The 16,382-nt window shown below is 46.1% G+C and carries 13 protein-coding genes; 1 reads left to right on the top strand and 12 read right to left on the bottom strand.

Features of this window, described 5'->3' with window-relative positions; genetic code table 11:
• Positions 1 to 77: 77 nt before the first annotated feature.
• From NST45_RS27370 to NST45_RS27355, 4 genes are all read right to left on the bottom strand, one after another.
• On the bottom strand, positions 78 to 3,737 hold the full coding sequence (locus NST45_RS27370; protein ID WP_339308850.1) for a stalk domain-containing protein: 3,660 nt from the start codon (positions 3,735 to 3,737) through the stop codon (positions 78 to 80).
• Between the two features lie 152 nt (positions 3,738 to 3,889).
• Positions 3,890 to 4,438, bottom strand: coding sequence for a cupin domain-containing protein (locus NST45_RS27365; protein ID WP_036677840.1), 549 nt, complete (start codon positions 4,436 to 4,438; stop codon positions 3,890 to 3,892).
• Between the two features lie 401 nt (positions 4,439 to 4,839).
• Positions 4,840 to 5,319, bottom strand: a complete 480-nt coding sequence (rlmH, locus tag NST45_RS27360) for a 23S rRNA (pseudouridine(1915)-N(3))-methyltransferase RlmH (protein WP_036677839.1) — start codon at positions 5,317 to 5,319, stop codon at positions 4,840 to 4,842.
• 257 nt (positions 5,320 to 5,576) lie between these two features.
• Complete coding sequence (locus tag NST45_RS27355) at positions 5,577 to 5,927, bottom strand: helix-turn-helix transcriptional regulator (protein ID WP_038573939.1); 351 nt, start codon at positions 5,925 to 5,927, stop codon at positions 5,577 to 5,579.
• 142 nt (positions 5,928 to 6,069) lie between these two features.
• On the opposite strand from NST45_RS27355, the gene NST45_RS27350 reads away from it, so the two are divergent.
• Positions 6,070 to 7,482, top strand: a complete 1,413-nt coding sequence (locus NST45_RS27350) for an MFS transporter (protein WP_076140574.1) — start codon at positions 6,070 to 6,072, stop codon at positions 7,480 to 7,482.
• A gap of 98 nt (positions 7,483 to 7,580) precedes the next feature.
• Here the strand turns inward: NST45_RS27350 and NST45_RS27345 are convergent, their stop codons facing one another.
• From NST45_RS27345 to NST45_RS27310, 8 genes are all read right to left on the bottom strand, one after another.
• Complete coding sequence (locus tag NST45_RS27345; protein ID WP_063829780.1) at positions 7,581 to 7,748, bottom strand: CxxH/CxxC protein; 168 nt, start codon at positions 7,746 to 7,748, stop codon at positions 7,581 to 7,583.
• 230 nt (positions 7,749 to 7,978) lie between these two features.
• Positions 7,979 to 9,730 carry a thiol reductant ABC exporter subunit CydC gene (cydC, locus tag NST45_RS27340; RefSeq protein ID WP_076140572.1) on the bottom strand — a complete coding sequence of 584 codons (1,752 nt, stop codon included), beginning with the start codon at positions 9,728 to 9,730 and terminating at the stop codon, positions 7,979 to 7,981.
• Complete coding sequence (gene cydD / locus NST45_RS27335) at positions 9,727 to 11,493, bottom strand: thiol reductant ABC exporter subunit CydD (protein WP_076140570.1); 1,767 nt, start codon at positions 11,491 to 11,493, stop codon at positions 9,727 to 9,729. Before cydD ends, cydC begins: the two co-directional genes overlap by 4 nt.
• The gene (gene cydB / locus NST45_RS27330; RefSeq protein WP_038573947.1) at positions 11,493 to 12,509 is read right to left on the bottom strand and encodes a cytochrome d ubiquinol oxidase subunit II; all 1,017 of its coding nucleotides are present in this window, start codon (positions 12,507 to 12,509) and stop codon (positions 11,493 to 11,495) included. The genes cydD and cydB overlap by 1 nt, the downstream gene beginning before the upstream one ends.
• A complete protein-coding gene (locus NST45_RS27325; protein ID WP_036677831.1) occupies positions 12,496 to 13,899 on the bottom strand; it encodes a cytochrome ubiquinol oxidase subunit I in 1,404 nt (467 codons plus the stop codon). The genes cydB and NST45_RS27325 overlap by 14 nt, the downstream gene beginning before the upstream one ends.
• A gap of 222 nt (positions 13,900 to 14,121) precedes the next feature.
• On the bottom strand, positions 14,122 to 14,349 hold the full coding sequence (locus NST45_RS27320; RefSeq protein WP_036677829.1) for a cold-shock protein: 228 nt from the start codon (positions 14,347 to 14,349) through the stop codon (positions 14,122 to 14,124).
• 92 nt (positions 14,350 to 14,441) lie between these two features.
• A complete protein-coding gene (locus NST45_RS27315; protein WP_019914582.1) occupies positions 14,442 to 14,642 on the bottom strand; it encodes a cold-shock protein in 201 nt (66 codons plus the stop codon).
• 419 nt (positions 14,643 to 15,061) lie between these two features.
• Positions 15,062 to 16,309: a trypsin-like peptidase domain-containing protein gene (locus NST45_RS27310; RefSeq protein ID WP_036677827.1), complete on the bottom strand. Its 1,248-nt coding sequence runs from the start codon at positions 16,307 to 16,309 to the stop codon at positions 15,062 to 15,064.
• Between the last annotated feature and the right edge of the window lie 73 nt (positions 16,310 to 16,382).

The following is a 16,382-nucleotide window of genomic DNA, read 5'->3' as shown; positions in this document are numbered from 1 at the left end:
CAACATAGACAAATGATAGGAGCGTAAAGTCCTCCAAAAAAGCTGCTTATTTATTTGTTCCACATACGGTAATTGAATCAGCCGTCACTTGGTATAGGCTCAAAGTAGATAGGAAGTGTCGTTACCGAATAATCGGATAACGCTATGATCTTTTCATCGCGAGTAACCGCAATTACACGCAGATTATACACCGTCTCCGGATTAAGATTCCTAAGTGAAACATGGGTGGTTGGGGTGGTTTCGATCAGCTCCTCATTCATATAAACGTGATAGTTGATCCCCTCTTCCCCATACTCATTCCAATAGAGCTCAATGAAATGAGGCTGAACTTCAGACCTCATATTCTGTATCTCCCCATAGTACGCGAAACGGAAGGAGGCTGTAGTTAGTCCGCCTTTACCGTCATTGGCCGTTATATGAATTTCTGTTGAACCGAAACCAGTTGGGCTAATGCGCATGCTAGCTCCTTCCACATCTACCTCTACAACTGCCGTATCACTCGAACGGGCTGTGAATGTTAACGAATCACCATCCGCATCATGGAAAACCTCGCTCATATCGATTTCAAATGGCGCATTAGAATTTACCATTTGATTAGATATTGGTTTAACCGCCTCAGGAGCAGTATTCGTTGGTGTTGGTGTTGGCGTCGGTGTTGGTGTTGGCGTCGGTGTTGGCGTCGGTGTCGGTGTTGGCGTCGGCGTCGGTGTTGGCGTCGGTGTCGGTGTTGGCGTCGGTGTCGGTGTTGGCGTCGGTGTCGGTGTTGGCGTCGGCGTCGGTGTTGGCGTCGGTGTCGGTGTTGGCGTCGGTGTCGGTGTTGGCGTCGGCGTCGGTGTTGGCGTCGGTGTCGGTGTTGGCGTCGGTGTCGGTGTTGGCGTCGGCGTCGGTGTTGGCGTCGGCGTCGGTGTCAATCCCGATAGTCCTGATGGTGTCGTCGGTGTTGGCGGCCGCTGAGCTTGTTCTTGCAGCTTCTTCATCTGCTCCAAAAATTTTTTCAGCTCCTCAAATCTTTTCTTCTCAGCATCCAAAAGTCGTTGCATCAACTTTTCCTCCGATTGTTTACCGGCTTCTTCAAGTTTCTTCTTATTCTCCTGCTCTTGCAGTACTTTTGCAGCTAGAAGCTTATCTATTAGGGCCTGCTTCTGTGCGTCTAGTAGACGCTGCTTATTTTGCTCCTCCAGCAGTCTTTTTTGTTCTTCCTCCAATTGCTTCTGCCTTGCCTGCTGCTGCTTTTCCTCATCCGATAATTGAAGCGGCAGGACATTATTCAAATCGATCTTTTTACCGGATTGCTTATTGGCCTCATCGATAAGTGCCTGCAATTGTTCTGGTCCTATTAAATTCTGATCACGAGCCTGCTTTAAAATATTAGGAAGAAGATTATCTAAATTATTTTGGTATCGATCCAGATCGTCTGGAGACAAGCCACCCGGATTTCCGCTAGGGATAGACCCTGGGGCTTGATTTCTAAACCTCTCCAGCATCTCCTCATTTTCCTGCTCTATTTTTTGCTTAGCCTTTAATATGGCTTCGATAACAGCAGGTGAAGCTTGATTAACGAGACCGGAAAGATCAACCACATAAGGCACATTGGGCGTTTGCGAATCTAATCCTGGATTTAAGCTCAGTTGCTGCCCAGGATATACGAGGAGGGCTGGATCCTGACTAGTTCCGTTGCCGCTTCCCTGAACTAGACCGCTGTTTACAGTAATCATCGGAAACAACGTAACCGGATTGATACCCACCATAAAATTCGTGCCTCGAACATCAGTCACAGCCGTCGGCGTAAGGATGTTGAAGGTATCCTTGGCACTTACCAGTGAGGACACATTGGCCGCAGCTAGCCCGCTCCATAACATAAAGCTCGTGTGCTTTACACGGGACGCATCACTTAAGTTTGAAATGTACAGCTCCGAGTTTTCGCTTATCGTAATTTCATCCCCACGATCGGCCGTCCTTAATATCGCGCTCGTATTTTTTTCCGTAAGAATATGATCACCTTGATGAAGATTCATGCCATTATAGGCCCGGTAAGTCAATGAACCGCCCGCCTGATTGATCCAGACCGTTCCTTTAATCTGTTCGATTACCGTCACACGCGACTTGCGATCTGCTGCAGGCAGCTTCTCGACCGCTTCCGCGATTTCCCGTAAAATTACCGTCCTCGTGTTCGAATCCCATTGTACATCTGCTCCAAATGCCTCACTGAAAAATCGGATCGGAACATAGGAACGGCCATCTTTGTTATATGGCGCTGTCTCAATCTCTCGCTGCTCTTCTGCACCCGTCTCGGCATTGTTAATGGAAATCACTTTACTCTCCATTTGCAGCCTGATACTTACGTCTCCCTTTGTCAATTCAATGGTACGCTGGTTATCCAACAATCCAACCTTATAGCCCAGCATTTCGCTTAAAGCTCTCACGGGCACCATTGTGCGCCCCTTCACAATTTCGGGCTGCACGTCAAGTCTGATCACGGTATCATTGATCACAACCTTCACCTGATCATTGTGGGGCAAATTGGTTGGAAGCTGGTAATACTCAAGCTCACGGATTTTATTGTTATAGCTGTCCGCAATGAGCAAGCCGCCATTTGGCAGAACCGCTACATCTGTCGGATTATGGAGCAGATTATGACCGTTAATGCCATCTACTTGACCAAACTGAGCAGGTACACCAGCAATTGTACTCACATACCCGTCAACAAGATAACGAATCGTGTGGTTCAAGCTATCGGCAATGACTAGTCCCCCATCCTTTGTTACGACGATTCCTCTAGGAGACTGAAAGCGTGCCTGTGTAGCGGCACCATCCGCATAACCACCTTCGGCATACAGGCTACCATTCGCATACACAGGCTCCTCCCCCGCAGGCAAACCCGCCGCGGTTGTCACTGTACGCTTGGCCAGATCAATATAGCGAATTACTCGATTGCCCGTATCACTTACATATAAGTTGCCTTTATGGTCGATCGCAATGCTGGTAGGATCATTAAACTTGGCGGTTGAAAGCTCTCCATCTGCATAATCACCTGCAGGAACAGCATAGCCGCCAATCACCTCGACGACTCGATCAGATGCAGCGTTAAGTGTAGTCACTTGACCATCCGCTGTTATTTGCCGGATTAAATGATTTAACGTATCCGCAACATACAAGGTTCCATCTGCAGCGACAGCCACATCCTGGGGATGATAGAATCCCGCTTCATTACCTATACCGTCTTCATTGCCGATTATGCCATCACCGGCAACCGTTGTTACCATCCCATCCTTAGATATTTTTCGTATCCGATGATTTTCGGTATCTGCTATGTATATATTACCTTCCAAATCCGTATCCATGCCCGAAGGACCGTTGAACACAGCATCTTCTTTAGCACCATCGTGCCAAGCTCCCTCAGGAGTTCCGTAGTCTTCCCCGTCAAGCATTAAGCCCGCATAGGTAGAAACCTCTCCATTCTTCACTTGACGGATGAGATGATTCCGGGTGTCTGCCACAAGCACAGAACCATCCTTCAAGACAGCGATTCCCTGAGGCATACGAAAAGAAGCCTCTGATGCCGCTCCATCCCAATCGTCAAATTCACCACTTCCTGCAAATACTGTTACTTTTGAAAGAGCCTCATGGCTGTCACCCAGGTACAGCTCACTTTGAATGCCGGCAGCCCCTGCGGCTGTACCTCCAATTAATGTGAAACTCATAACAGCAACTATTAAACGACGATATACTTTCCTCACATTGATCCCCCTTCACCCGATAAAATCAAAGCAACAAAAAAACAACTATAATTCGACTTCCTCTGGACATTATAGTGAGAAATATAATAGTTTGTAGTCCTACGAAAGTAGTATTCTATAAGATTGTGTGAGAAATGAACGATTAATTCTCCTTACAGCACCTCTCCTGTATACTTTTTCAGAACTTCATAAACTCCTTTTTTACGGGCTCGTTTAATAATGAATTTAAAGAGAGAACGTTGTAACCAGAAGGGAATACCCACGATTAGGGTGTTTTGTAGTGTTAAAACGAAAGCGGTATGGGCAAGTGACTTGGGTTTGCCCTTTTCATCTGTTAATCTATCGTCCATGAGCCCGTAATGAATGCGAACCGATTGCTCGAACTTGCTTGGCGGCGTTAGCCGGACGCGGAATACAACTGGCTCTTCATGCTCGTTCGCAAAGGTATGTGACGTTTTAAGTGGGGCAATACGGCGGTCTCCCGCTTCTAACACATGCTCTGTTTTACCTAAAGTTACGGTGAGCTTACCTGTAATTACTTCGAATTGCTCTTCAAGCTGATCATGAATATGCAAAGGTGGACCTTTGCCAAATGGAGGCAGTGCAACTTCGATTAATAAATACTCTCCCTCCGTGTCCTTTGCCGTTTCTAGAAAAGTAATTTGTTCTCCTGTGACTTTATTCTTAACCGTTTGTTCCATTCATGTTCGCTCCTTGTTGATTATTTACCAAAACTAGATGCTTAGATGCTTCAATATTGATTGTCTTCATGCAAAAAAACCTTCTATCATTCGACTCTGTTTAAACATCATAGTCGAATAATAAAAGGTTTAAGTCCTACGAAAGGAGTACACAGTAAAAAGGAGGGGGTGAACGATAAGCACCGCGCACAGTTCAAATCAAAAAATGGCAGCACTCACAAAGTTCTTCCCGCAGGTCTTCATCATCTGCATTTGATTCGAATTAAATATCACACCTTAATGTCTGTTCTAACACAGCTGAAATTCATCCGCCATCTCTTGAGACCACTCTGAAATAGTTTAAATCCTAAATCGCATAACGCTGGATTTCGGAGTTATTTTTGCAAGTATACAAGTTCGCCTTACTTGTGATACGGTTCCCCCCGATTGATCTTCACCGCGCGATACACCTGCTCCACCAGCACCAGGCGCATGAGCTGATGTGGCAGCGTCATGCGCCCGAAGCTCATGCGCTGCTGCGCGCGGCGCATGACCTCGTCGGAGAGCCCGTGGCTCCCTCCGATGACGAACACGACATGGCTCGTCCCGTAGGTGCCGAGCCGGTCAATTTCTGCGGCAAGCTCTTCCGAGCTCCACAGCTTGCCGTCGATCGCGAGCGCAATGACATGCGCCTCGCTCTTAATCTGCGCGAGGATGCGTTCGCCCTCGCGTCCCTTTACCTGCACGACCTCTGCTTCGCTTAGAGAATCGGGTGCTTTTTCATCTGCCACCTCAATGACCTGAAACTTCAGGTATGGTGTCAGCCGTTTTGCATACTCCGCGATGCCATCGATCAAGTACTTTTCCTTCAATTTTCCTACGCCAATAATTTGAATAAGCATAAGTGCCTCCTGTCATAATCCTCTATAGAAATAGCAAAAGGACGCGCACTGGGCGTCCCTTGTAGTTTTAGTAAGTACCTTCTGTTCTATCACATATTTGGTGGAAAAGAAACGACAATTAAAACGGCCTACTCTTGCGCAGTCCCTAAATGTCCTATTTTTCATGCAATCTATGGATCTCCTGATCCCACGTATTCCTAGATTGCCTGAATCTAGAATTTCATGTATTCCTCGTCCTCAGCAGGTTCAATCCATCCCTACTTACTTTCTTCCTGCTCCTCCATCACTAAATCCGGTTTCCCCCCAGCTTCATAAGCGCTCAATATAGAGTCCAGCAAGCCTGGGAAACGTGCATTAAGATCCTCAGTCCGCAGGGACAACATGCGCTGTGTTCCTTGAACTCGTGTAAAAACAACTCCTGACTCGCGCAAAGTACGGGCATGGTGAGACATAGTGGATTTTGCGATCGGGACGTTGAAGCCGTTGCAAGCCTGTTCTCCATTTAAGTGAATATCCGATACGATATGTAAGCGAATCGGATCGCTGAGTGCATACAATACGGAGGCAAGCTGAATGTCCTTGCGGTCCGGATGAAATAGTATTTTCACGGATGATTATCCCCTTTTGTCGTACGATGAATGCGAAAAAAATATTGGTGTTCCTAATTGCATTTTATATCAACGCATGCTATATTTCAATTGTTCGTAAGTAATCGAACTATTAAACAATAATAAAAGGAGTGCTTCGCACATGACTTCTGTAAATAACCTCTCCGCGAATGCGGATCATGAAGCCTCCGTTCCGGAAGCGCCTCTTCCACGAGAAGGCCTGCTGACCCTGCTGTTCAGTGTCGCTGTGGTTCTCGTAATCATGAATACGGCTATGTTCAATCTGGCGCTGCCTGATGTGACCGAAGCCTTCGGGATTACGGCTGCGTCCGCTTCTTGGATTGTCACCGGGTATTCCATTATGTTCTCGATTGCCTCAATCACGTACAGCCGGCTTTCTGATTTTCTGCCGATTCGCCGTCTGTTGGTTATAGGCTTGTTGACGCTGGGCCTCGCGGCTGTTGCCGGCTTTTTCAGCACTAACTTTATCTTCCTGCTTATCGTACGCATTCTCCAGGCCTCAGGCGCGGGCGCAGTAATGTCCTTGTCGCTTGTCCTGTTTACCCGCTATATCCCGCAAGCCCGCCGCGGCAAAGCAATGGCGACAATTATGTCAGCCGTCTCGCTGGGTCTAGGGCTTGGGCCGGTCGCGGGCGGAGCCATCGTCGAATATCTCGGCTGGATTTGGCTATTCTCTGTAACGGCAGCTATTCTGCTTCTAGTGCCGCTGTTCCTTATCCTGCTGCCCAAAGAAGTACCCACCCGTGGCTCCTTTGATGTGCTTGGCGGGCTGTTCTTGGGCGTCGGCACGACCGGGCTGCTGCTGTTCCTGACCAGCGGGTTGTGGATTGCCTTGATCGCCGGAATTGTCGCCATTGCTTTATTTGTTGGCCGTATCCGCAGCACACCTGATCCATTCGTGATGCCGGATCTTTTCCGTAACCGCTCATATCTCGTGTTGGCTCTGATCGGAGTTGCCTCCTACCTATGCAGCTTTGCCACGTTATTCCTGCTGCCGCAGATTCTGACTCACCGTTTCGGCTTCAGCGCAAGCCATGCCGGGCTTGTGATCTTTCCGGGTTCGCTGCTCGCCATCTTTGTCTCCCGCTCCGTCGGGCGAATCATTGACCGTTATGGCAATGCGGGGATTTTGCGTTTTGCACCATTGCTCGTATTGACCGCTACCATCCTATTCGCTTTCTTTGCTGGGCGGTCATGGATTGCCGTCATGTTCATCTATATGATTATGAGTCTGGCCTTCACGACACTGTCCAGTAGTGTATCCAATGAAATCTCTCGGATTCTGCCTTCTTCACAAATTGGCTCCGGGATGGGCCTGTTCCAGCTGCTGCAATTCTTCAGCGGCGCCTTCAGCGTGGCTATGGCCGCAAGCGCACTAGAATGGCAGCGCGGACTGCCGCTTTCTGCAGCCTACTCCAATATCTACTGGGGACTCTCTATTGCAGCATTGATCGCCATCATCTCAGCTATTCTCTACCGCCGAGGCAACCGAAGTAGCTCGCTGACCGACATAGTAGATGCAGCAGATGCATAAGACCTAATCGGCTAACACATATATTATTTCATGCAAAAAAACACCCTGCGGCCCATTTCCGGGACTGCAAGGTGTTTTTAATAAATTTTAACAGTCCTTTAGACCACTAAATATTCCGCATTCTTCTCACATTCCGCACATTTGGCCGGCGGGTCCCAGTCCGAGAACTCGGTCTCCTTCAAGTCCACAATATCAGGTGCATCCTCATACTCGTCCACAAATTTGTCGATGGCTAACTCTACATGTTCTTTACATACTACATACATTCAACCAAGCATCCCTTTCTGTGCCGCTGCGGCCTATACTCCTTCTATTGTTCTACCATACTTCCCACGAAAATGGAACTCCTATCTATCCATTCCAGCAATCTGTTCATCCATTGTCTATATTCTTGCCCTACCGAAAAAAAAGATTCCTCTCACCCCAAACGGGCAAAAGGAATCTCTTCACTAATATCTCTCTAATTTCTATAAATGTTATCTACCAACTCTCCATCTTACCCTAGAAACTCCACTGGACGATCCAGCTCATACAATCTGCGGTAACGTGGTTCTTTTTCCATCAGCTCCGCATGGGTTCCACGCATTTCTACCGAGCCATTTTCCATAAAAATTACTTCATCCATCTGCTCTGCACCAACCAAATGATGCGTTACCCAGATCAGAGATTTACCGTCCATAGCTTCAAACATCGTCTGCAAAAGATCACGTTCCGTGCTTGGGTCCAGCCCTACGGTCGGTTCGTCAAGAATGACGACAGGTGTATTTTGCAGCAAAATACGAGCTAACGCTATCCGCTGACGCTCTCCACCGGAGAAACGTTGCCCCGCTTCACGGACAAAGGTATTGTATCCCTCTGGTAACGAGGAGATCAGCGTATCCATTTTGGCTAATGCGCCAGCTTCTTTAATCGCTTGTTCGGAAGCCTTCGGATCACCCATGCGAATATTGTTCGCTACCGTAGTATCAAATAAGTGTGGGCTTTGATTTAGCACCGCAATAATAGAAGGAATATTATCGCCATAGGCAGCCGCCGCGATTCCATTAATCATAGCCGAACCTGCAGAAGGTTGGATAACCCCTTGAATAGCCTTTAACAACGTCGATTTCCCTGCCCCACTACGGCCGATGATGGCAATTTTTTTGCCTTGTGGGATGTCGAGGCTGAGATCACGAACCGACCAGTTATCCTCTGATCCATAGCGGTAACCCACATTTTCGAGCTGGATATGAGCACTTTTTATGGCCTGAGGTAGAACATCAACTACAGATGCCTGTTCGGAAACTATATTATGCTCTTCTCCAACCACTCCAGACAACCGCTCCAGCGAGTTACGGTACTGCGGGATTTTCTCCACAGCTTCGGATACTGGCAAAAAAGCATCTGCCACAGGAAAAACAACCAATACAAACGCCGCAATCAACGTACCTGCAATAGCACCATCCGCATACTCCCCGGCGGCCCAATATAACATCGAAAGCACGCCAACTCCAACAACTGCTTGCCCGATGAACGCACGTAGACGCGCCCAGCTGCGCAGCGCTGCATCCGTTTTGGCCACTTTTTTCTCATCTGCTTCATAGGTCTCCACGAACTGGCTTTGCCGTCCACTAATGACCCAATCGCCCATACCGAGAACGGCGTCAGTCAGCTTTTGATAGAGGCGATTACGCTCTACCTTCACTTCACGTTGACGTTTCTGGGTGAACAACAAAGATATAAGCGGCAATACCACGACCAACACCAAAATATACAAAGCCATTAATAACGCAAAACCGATATCAAAGGTGCCCAACGCAATCACCGCAACCCCGTAGATCAATAAAGCAATAACACTTGGAAATACAGTTCTCAGATATACATTTTGCAAATATTCGATGTCATCAGCTAACATCCCGAGAATATCCCCAGTACGGAAACGCGACGACAGGAACAAGGCCTGTGGCTCCAAAATATTGTACAGGCGCACACGCATTTTAGAAAGAATCCGTAAAATGGTGTCATGCCCAATCAGCCGTTCCACGTAGTGAATGACTGCTCGGCTTGTTCCGAACGTACGTACACCAACAATCGGCACGTAGATCATCAGGATATTTTCGACCGGTGTAGACGCTTTTGAGATCAGAAATCCTGAAGTATACATCAATGAAGAGGCTGTAAATATCGTCAACGCCCCAAGCACAATAATTAGCACAAAACGCCAAAAATACGACGATACATAGGGAGCAAACCATCCTTCACGTTTCAATGGATTCCCTCCAATTGCGACCCAATCAACTCATAATACGCACCCTTGCGGGCAAGTAACTCCTGATGGGTACCGATTTCTGCCACTTGGCCTTGCTTCATTACTACAATAATGTCCATATCTAGCATCCAGTGTAGGCGATGGGTAGCCAGAAAGACCAGCTTTCCTTCAAAAAGAGGCACCATCGTCTCCTTCAGCTCATATTCCGTTTCAATATCCAGATGCGCCGTTGGCTCATCTAGAAGCATAATTGGACGGCTGCTAAGCAGTGCCCGGGCTAATGCCACCCGTTGCTCCTGGCCACCGCTGAACGAACGGCCACCGCCACCAATCATCTCATCTAAACCATGCGGAAGAGTATCCACCAGCCCCGATAAACCAGTAGCTTTCACTGCCGCGGCAACAGCTTCCATAGAAGCCTCAGGGTAATAAAAACGTATATTATCCGCTAACGTGCCGCTAAAAATATACGGACGCTGCGGGATATATGAGGTCTGTTTTCGCCAAGCCTCATCCGTTAATGCACTAACCGTTGTACTGTTAACCGTGATACTTCCTGAGGTAGGGTGTAAGAAACCCCCTAATATATCCACTAAAGTAGATTTACCGGCCCCGCTCTCTCCGATAATCCCAATTTTGCTAGCTCCTTTAAATTGCAGGTTCAGCGCTTCCAGCGAAGAAAGCCCTGCTTCCTCATACTTCACGCTAACGTCATTTAATGTGAGCACGCTATTCTCATGCCAAGTGAATATTTGTTCCGATGTTTTTGCTGCAGAACCGACAGATAGATTACCGTTAGGGCCGATTACTTCAGCCTTCACCTCATCTTGATCTATAATGCTCTTCATTGCTTCAGCGGCTTCTTTCCCATCCAAAGTAGCATGGAAATCTGAACCCACCAATCTGACAGGCAGGAAATATTCCGGAGCCAAGATTAGAATCGTTAAGCCCGTAACCAATGTCATTTGTTCATTTACAAGCCGCAAACCAAGACTTACCGCTACAGAAGCTACAGACAGCATAGTGAAGAAATCCAGGGCGAACGATGACAAAAAGGCCACTCGCAGCGTACGCATGGTCGCCGAGCGATAACGATCGCTGACCGTAGCAATGCTGTCGCTATGACTACGACTGCGCCCTAGAAATTTTAATGTTTCTAGTCCACGTAGTGAGTCTACGAAATGATTAGATAATGTGCGATATGATTTCAATTGCCGATCCATTTGCTTACGGGCCGTCATCCCAATCAAAATCATAAAAACAATAATAATCGGCATAGTTACCGTAAGAATAATCCCGCTCGTAGTGTCCATCGTAAAGACGTAAATAAGCACCAAGACCGGTGTAACAGACATCCCTACCATTCTAGGAATGATTGCTTCCAGATACGTGCGGAATTTAGTTACGCCTTCCAGCACTAGTGTAACAAGATCCCCGGTTCCACGCCCGCCCACCATTCTAGGGCCAAGCTGGAAGAGCTTGTCCATCATTTCCCTCCGCATAGTGCTGCCCGTTGCTTCCGCGAAGCGGTAAGAGACACGGCTCATCAGCATAGCACAAGCATGGCGCACAAGAAATGCAAGAAGGAACAATAGCGCAGTGCCCCATTGTTCCTTCAGAGGTTCTCCCGCAAATAGCGCAGAGATTACTTCTGCCAGCGATTTAGCCAGCAGAAGTATGGACAAGCTTTGCACCAGGGTAAGGAAGCCTACAATCAGAAAGACTGGCTTAACTCCTTTATACCCAAGCAAGTTTTTATCCATTAGTATTCAAGATGCTCCTTCTCGTGAACCCGTTTATGAAAGACAAAGTAACTCCAAATTTGATATCCCAATACGAACGGAAGGATGGTCAGTGCCACAATCGTCATTACCTTCAAAGAGTAATGGCCCGAAGCCGCATTAGTGATCGTCAAATTAAAAGCTTGATCAATTGAACTAATCATAACACGCGGGAACAATCCTACAAAGATAGAAGTTACCGAAAGAGCCATTACCGCTCCTGTCATTCCAAAAGCGTAGCCGTCCTTCTTCTTCGTCATGAAGTAACCGGACAGTACAAAGGCGATAACTCCCAGGGCTACAATAATCATAAGAACCGTTCCACGTTGCTCGAAAATATCCGTCATATTATAAGTCATAATCACAAAAGCAGTAAATAAAGCTGCGAGTGGTATCAGCAATTTTTGTGCCAACTTACGAGCGCGAGCCTGTAGATCACCCACTGTACGCAGCGTTGTGAACATGAGACCATGCACTAGGCACAGAAGGACAACAGTAAGCCCTGCTACTACAGTGTACACATTCACGATATCTGTGAACCCTGCATACATTTGCATATCCCCATCAATAGGCAACCCTTTGATAAAGCTTGCAAACACTACAGCCAAGAGGAATGGTGGAAGGAAGCTGCCGATAAAGATACAGGCATCCCAAGTTCTTTTCCAAGCTAATGAATCACGTTTACCTCTGAATTCAAAAGCGACACCACGCGCTATCAGAGCTAATAAGGCAAATACAAAAGGAATATAGAATCCACTAAACAGCGTTGCATACCACTCCGGGAAAGCCGCAAACATTGCACCCGCAGCGGTGATAAGCCATACCTCATTCCCATCCCAGAAAGGTCCGATCGAGTTAATCAGAACACGGCGCTCTGTATCATTTTTAGCGAGAATTTGTGTTTCCATCCCTACGCCGAAATCGAAACCCTCCAGGAAGAAGAACCCTATAAACAGAACTGCAATCAGCACAAACCACAATTCATTAAGAGATATCATGGGAACCCTCCTCGTTATATGGATCATTCGAATCGCCGTGATCGTTATCCATCGCATAAGGACCTTTTTTAATCACTTTAATAAACAATCCGACCAACACTAATCCTAGAATTAAATAAATCGTTGTAAAAGAAATCACGGAGAACAGAACTTGACCACTTGTAATATTAGGCGACACACTGTCTTCCGTTGTCATCAGTCCGAATACCGTCCATGGCTGACGCCCGAATTCGGTCATGACCCAACCGGCTGTATTCGCAATCGGAGGAAGCAGCAAGCCCCATAACATGAACCGCATAAACCAAGTGTTCGGACGGTCCATTTTTTTGCGCCACATTAAGTACATAGCGTACATTCCCAATACAATCATTAACGTTCCTGCTAGAACCATGATCCGGAAACTCCAGAATGTCGTACGTACAGGTGGAATATAGTCACCGGGGCCATAGGTTTGCTCATACTCCGCTTGCAGCTCAAGCATACCTTTAACTTCACCGGAAAATTTACTGTATGAAAGGAAACTCAGCATATAAGGAATTTGAAATTCTCCAGTACTGATTTGATTCTCTGGATCAATGTTTGCCCATACGGTCCAAGGTGCCGGGTCACCACTCTTACCCCACAGTCCTTCGGAAGCTGCCATTTTCATTGGTTGAGTTTCAACCAAATATTGCGCTTGGGCGTGACCAGCAACAGCTACACCAATAGAAGAAATAATCCCTACGATAGCTGCAATCTGAAAAGACTTCTTAAAGAAAGAAACCTCTTGTTTCTTCAATATTTTATAAGCACTAATACCTGTTACAAGAAAAGCACCTGTTGCATAAGCAGCCAGTACTGTATGTGGGAATTCAACCAGCAATTGTCCGTTCGTAATAAGCGCGAAGAAATCATTCATTTCTGCACGTCCATTATTTATCTCAAAACCCACAGGATGCTGCATAAAAGAGTTAGCCGCTAGAATCCAGAATGCAGATAACATCGTACCGAATGCTACCAGCCAGATGGACAGTAAATGTACTCGCTTGGATACCTTATCCCAGCCGAATATCCATATCCCAATAAAAGTAGACTCCAGGAAAAAGGCTGCCAATGCCTCAACTGCAAGTGGAGCCCCGAATACATCACCCACAAAACGTGAATAATCGGACCAGTTCATCCCGAACTGAAATTCCTGCAATATCCCTGTAACTACCCCTACTGCAAAATTGATGAGGAATAGCTTTCCCCAGAACTGCGCCATTTTTTTGTACTCTTCATTACCTTTTCTAACGTACATTGTCTCCATGATTGCAATCAAGAGCGCTAGTCCGATTGATACCGGTACAAAGAAATAGTGGAATATTGTCGTCGACGCAAATTGTATACGCGACAGCATTACTGTATCCATATTTGTCCCTTCCTTCTCCCCTTTTCGTTAATTATATTCTGTCAAAAATTTAAGCTTCTTTTTGTGATAAATGTCACATAAAGATAGTCATTTAACGGTGAAATTCAAATGATTTGTGACAAAGATCACATTTTAGCATAAAGAAAGCAAAAAAAATAAGACGGTTTACCCGTCTTGAGTGGTTCGTCGTTCTATTAAATGCTTGACTCATTTAGGTATTGGTTAGATGGAAATACCCTTCTTCAGCGATTTGAGATCGCCATTTGAATTAAGCAATTGAGGTAGCATCTTCGTGCTGCGAACCATTGGAGAGTCACATAGACGGCAAGAAGGCGCATGTTCAAATGCGAAATTATCCCTCATCCATCCGTTGCATCCCTCATTGGTACATGCCCAAATTGCGGTATTTTCTTCCGGTATTTCTTCCAAAGGTTTCTTCCGGTAGTTCATTGCCGTTCCTCCCATCCTGTAAGTCAATAGTGAGTAACTAGATATAAAAAGACCGTCCCAACTTTCACAAGCTGGGACGGTTTCTTCTATTATTACAGTTTTACAACGTTTTCGGCTTGTGGTCCACGGTTGCCTTGAACAACGTTGAATTCAACGCGTTGGCCTTCGTCCAAAGTTTTGAAGCCGTCGCCAGTGATTGCGCTGAAGTGAACGAATACGTCGCTTCCGCCTTCAACTTCGATAAATCCGAATCCTTTTTCTGCGTTGAACCATTTAACTGTACCTGTTTGCATGTGTGTTACCTCCACAAATTTAAATTAATATGTTCTTTTTATCTTCAAACAAAGAAAAAATTCACACATTGAAAAAGGTTGTATTACCAAATATGACAGCCCTTTTCAATGCGAGAATTAGGGACTAAATGTATGATTGATATCATATTACCACACCTGATTAGCAAAGGCAAGCAAGCATCCGAATATATCCGGTTTTGCCCTAATAAGTATTACCTTCCAATGTAAGGGCTGCCACTTAGTGTTTATTCCCTAAATAGATCCTTTTTCTGGCATAATTATCATGGTTTTAGAAAAATAGCTTTCCCAAAAACGTTACTTTTATCCGCTTTTTCAAGAAGGTACCCCCTTGGAATCGAAGGGGTAGTCCGCTCTACTTGTCGTAACTGCTATATCATTATATACCGACTTCCAGCATATTATTCCTGTGGTTTTTCAAGAAGTTTAACTGTTGCCTGTTTGGCCTCGCCGTTTCGATAGTAAGTAATTTTCAGATCATCACCGATCTTCGTATGATTATATAAGTACTTGCGAAGAGAAAGGGTAGATATGATGGATTGATCATTAAATTTGGTAATGACATCATTGAATTGCAGTCCAGCTTCCTTCGCAGGGCCAACGGCTTCTAGAACAACTACTCCATCCTTAACACTGTTCGGCAGGTTCAATTCATTGCGTTGATCTTCTGCTAGTGGAACGTACGGATTGTTCAAATCAACTGAATATACACCCAAGTACGAACGGGCAATATGCCCTTTTTCAGCCAGCTCATTAGCGATATCTATCACATGATTCGCAGGAATTGCAAAACCCAGACCCTCTACACCCGTATCTGAAATCTTCATCGTGTTAATTCCAATGACCTTGCCATCGAGATCCACTAACGCGCCGCCACTATTTCCTTCATTAATCGCCGCATCAGTCTGTATCACTTCTTGTTCCCAGTCATATACTCCATCCTGATTAAGGGATACGGGAACCATCCGTTCAGTATAGCTAACAATCCCCGAGGTCAATGTATCACCAAGTCCTAGCGGATTACCGATAGCAATGACCGTTTCACCTAGACGAAGCTTAGAGGAATCACCGAGCTGCGCGATGGTATCGATTCCTTTGGCATCAATAGAGAGTACCGCAATGTCGCTTACTTTATCCGTTCCAACGAGTGTTGCCTTACGGGTCTCTCCGTTCACTGTAACTACCTCGAGATTACCGGAGTCTTCGATGACATGATTATTGGTAATGATAAATGCTTTATTTCCTGTCTTTTTATAGATCACTCCTGAGCCTAGTGCGGACTCATCCAGAATGTTTAATTCTTCATTATCTTCTTTATGATTGATAATACTTACTACTGCAGGGCGAACCGTGGCAGCAGCTTGAATAATCCGGTCAAATGGATCACTACTGCTTGGGGCAACATTTCCAGTTGTTACAACCGGCTTTTGAGCAGTCTCATGACTCATCTGGCCTGTAAACATACTGAATAACAGAACTGCCACCACAGCGCTGACTAAGGAGCAAACGGCGGATATTTGCCAGGTAGATAGCCCTTTACGCGATCTGCGTACAGAATGTCTACGGTTAGCAAACGATCCCTTTGATGCTTCATCCCCTCTGGACCGCGAAACTTTAGTTGAATAGAAATCATCATCAAACAATCCCACCGAAAATCTCCCCCTTCTATTGCCAAGCGTTCACTGTTGTTAAGACCTGAACCTATAGCAACCACGTCCGAAC

The sequence above is a fragment of the Paenibacillus sp. FSL R7-0163 genome (assembly GCF_037969975.1).
GTDB lineage: Bacteria > Bacillota > Bacilli > Paenibacillales > Paenibacillaceae > Paenibacillus_AQ > Paenibacillus_AQ odorifer.
This window is presented reverse-complemented; position numbering and strand designations above follow the sequence as displayed.

Excerpts from the sequence above, each read along its gene's own strand:
- NST45_RS27320 (WP_036677829.1), bottom strand. The coding sequence starts at position 14,349 with ATGAACTACCGGAAGAAACCTTTGGAAGAAATACCGGAAGAAAATACC.
- rlmH (WP_036677839.1), bottom strand. The coding sequence starts at position 5,319 with ATGCTTATTCAAATTATTGGCGTAGGAAAATTGAAGGAAAAGTACTTG.
- NST45_RS27315 (WP_019914582.1), bottom strand. The coding sequence starts at position 14,642 with ATGCAAACAGGTACAGTTAAATGGTTCAACGCAGAAAAAGGATTCGGA.
- cydD (WP_076140570.1), bottom strand. The coding sequence starts at position 11,493 with ATGGATAAAAACTTGCTTGGGTATAAAGGAGTTAAGCCAGTCTTTCTG.
- NST45_RS27365 (WP_036677840.1), bottom strand. The coding sequence starts at position 4,438 with ATGGAACAAACGGTTAAGAATAAAGTCACAGGAGAACAAATTACTTTT.
- cydB (WP_038573947.1), bottom strand. The coding sequence starts at position 12,509 with ATGATATCTCTTAATGAATTGTGGTTTGTGCTGATTGCAGTTCTGTTT.
- NST45_RS27350 (WP_076140574.1), top strand. The coding sequence starts at position 6,070 with ATGACTTCTGTAAATAACCTCTCCGCGAATGCGGATCATGAAGCCTCC.
- NST45_RS27345 (WP_063829780.1), bottom strand. The coding sequence starts at position 7,748 with ATGTATGTAGTATGTAAAGAACATGTAGAGTTAGCCATCGACAAATTT.
- NST45_RS27325 (WP_036677831.1), bottom strand. The coding sequence starts at position 13,899 with ATGGATACAGTAATGCTGTCGCGTATACAATTTGCGTCGACGACAATA.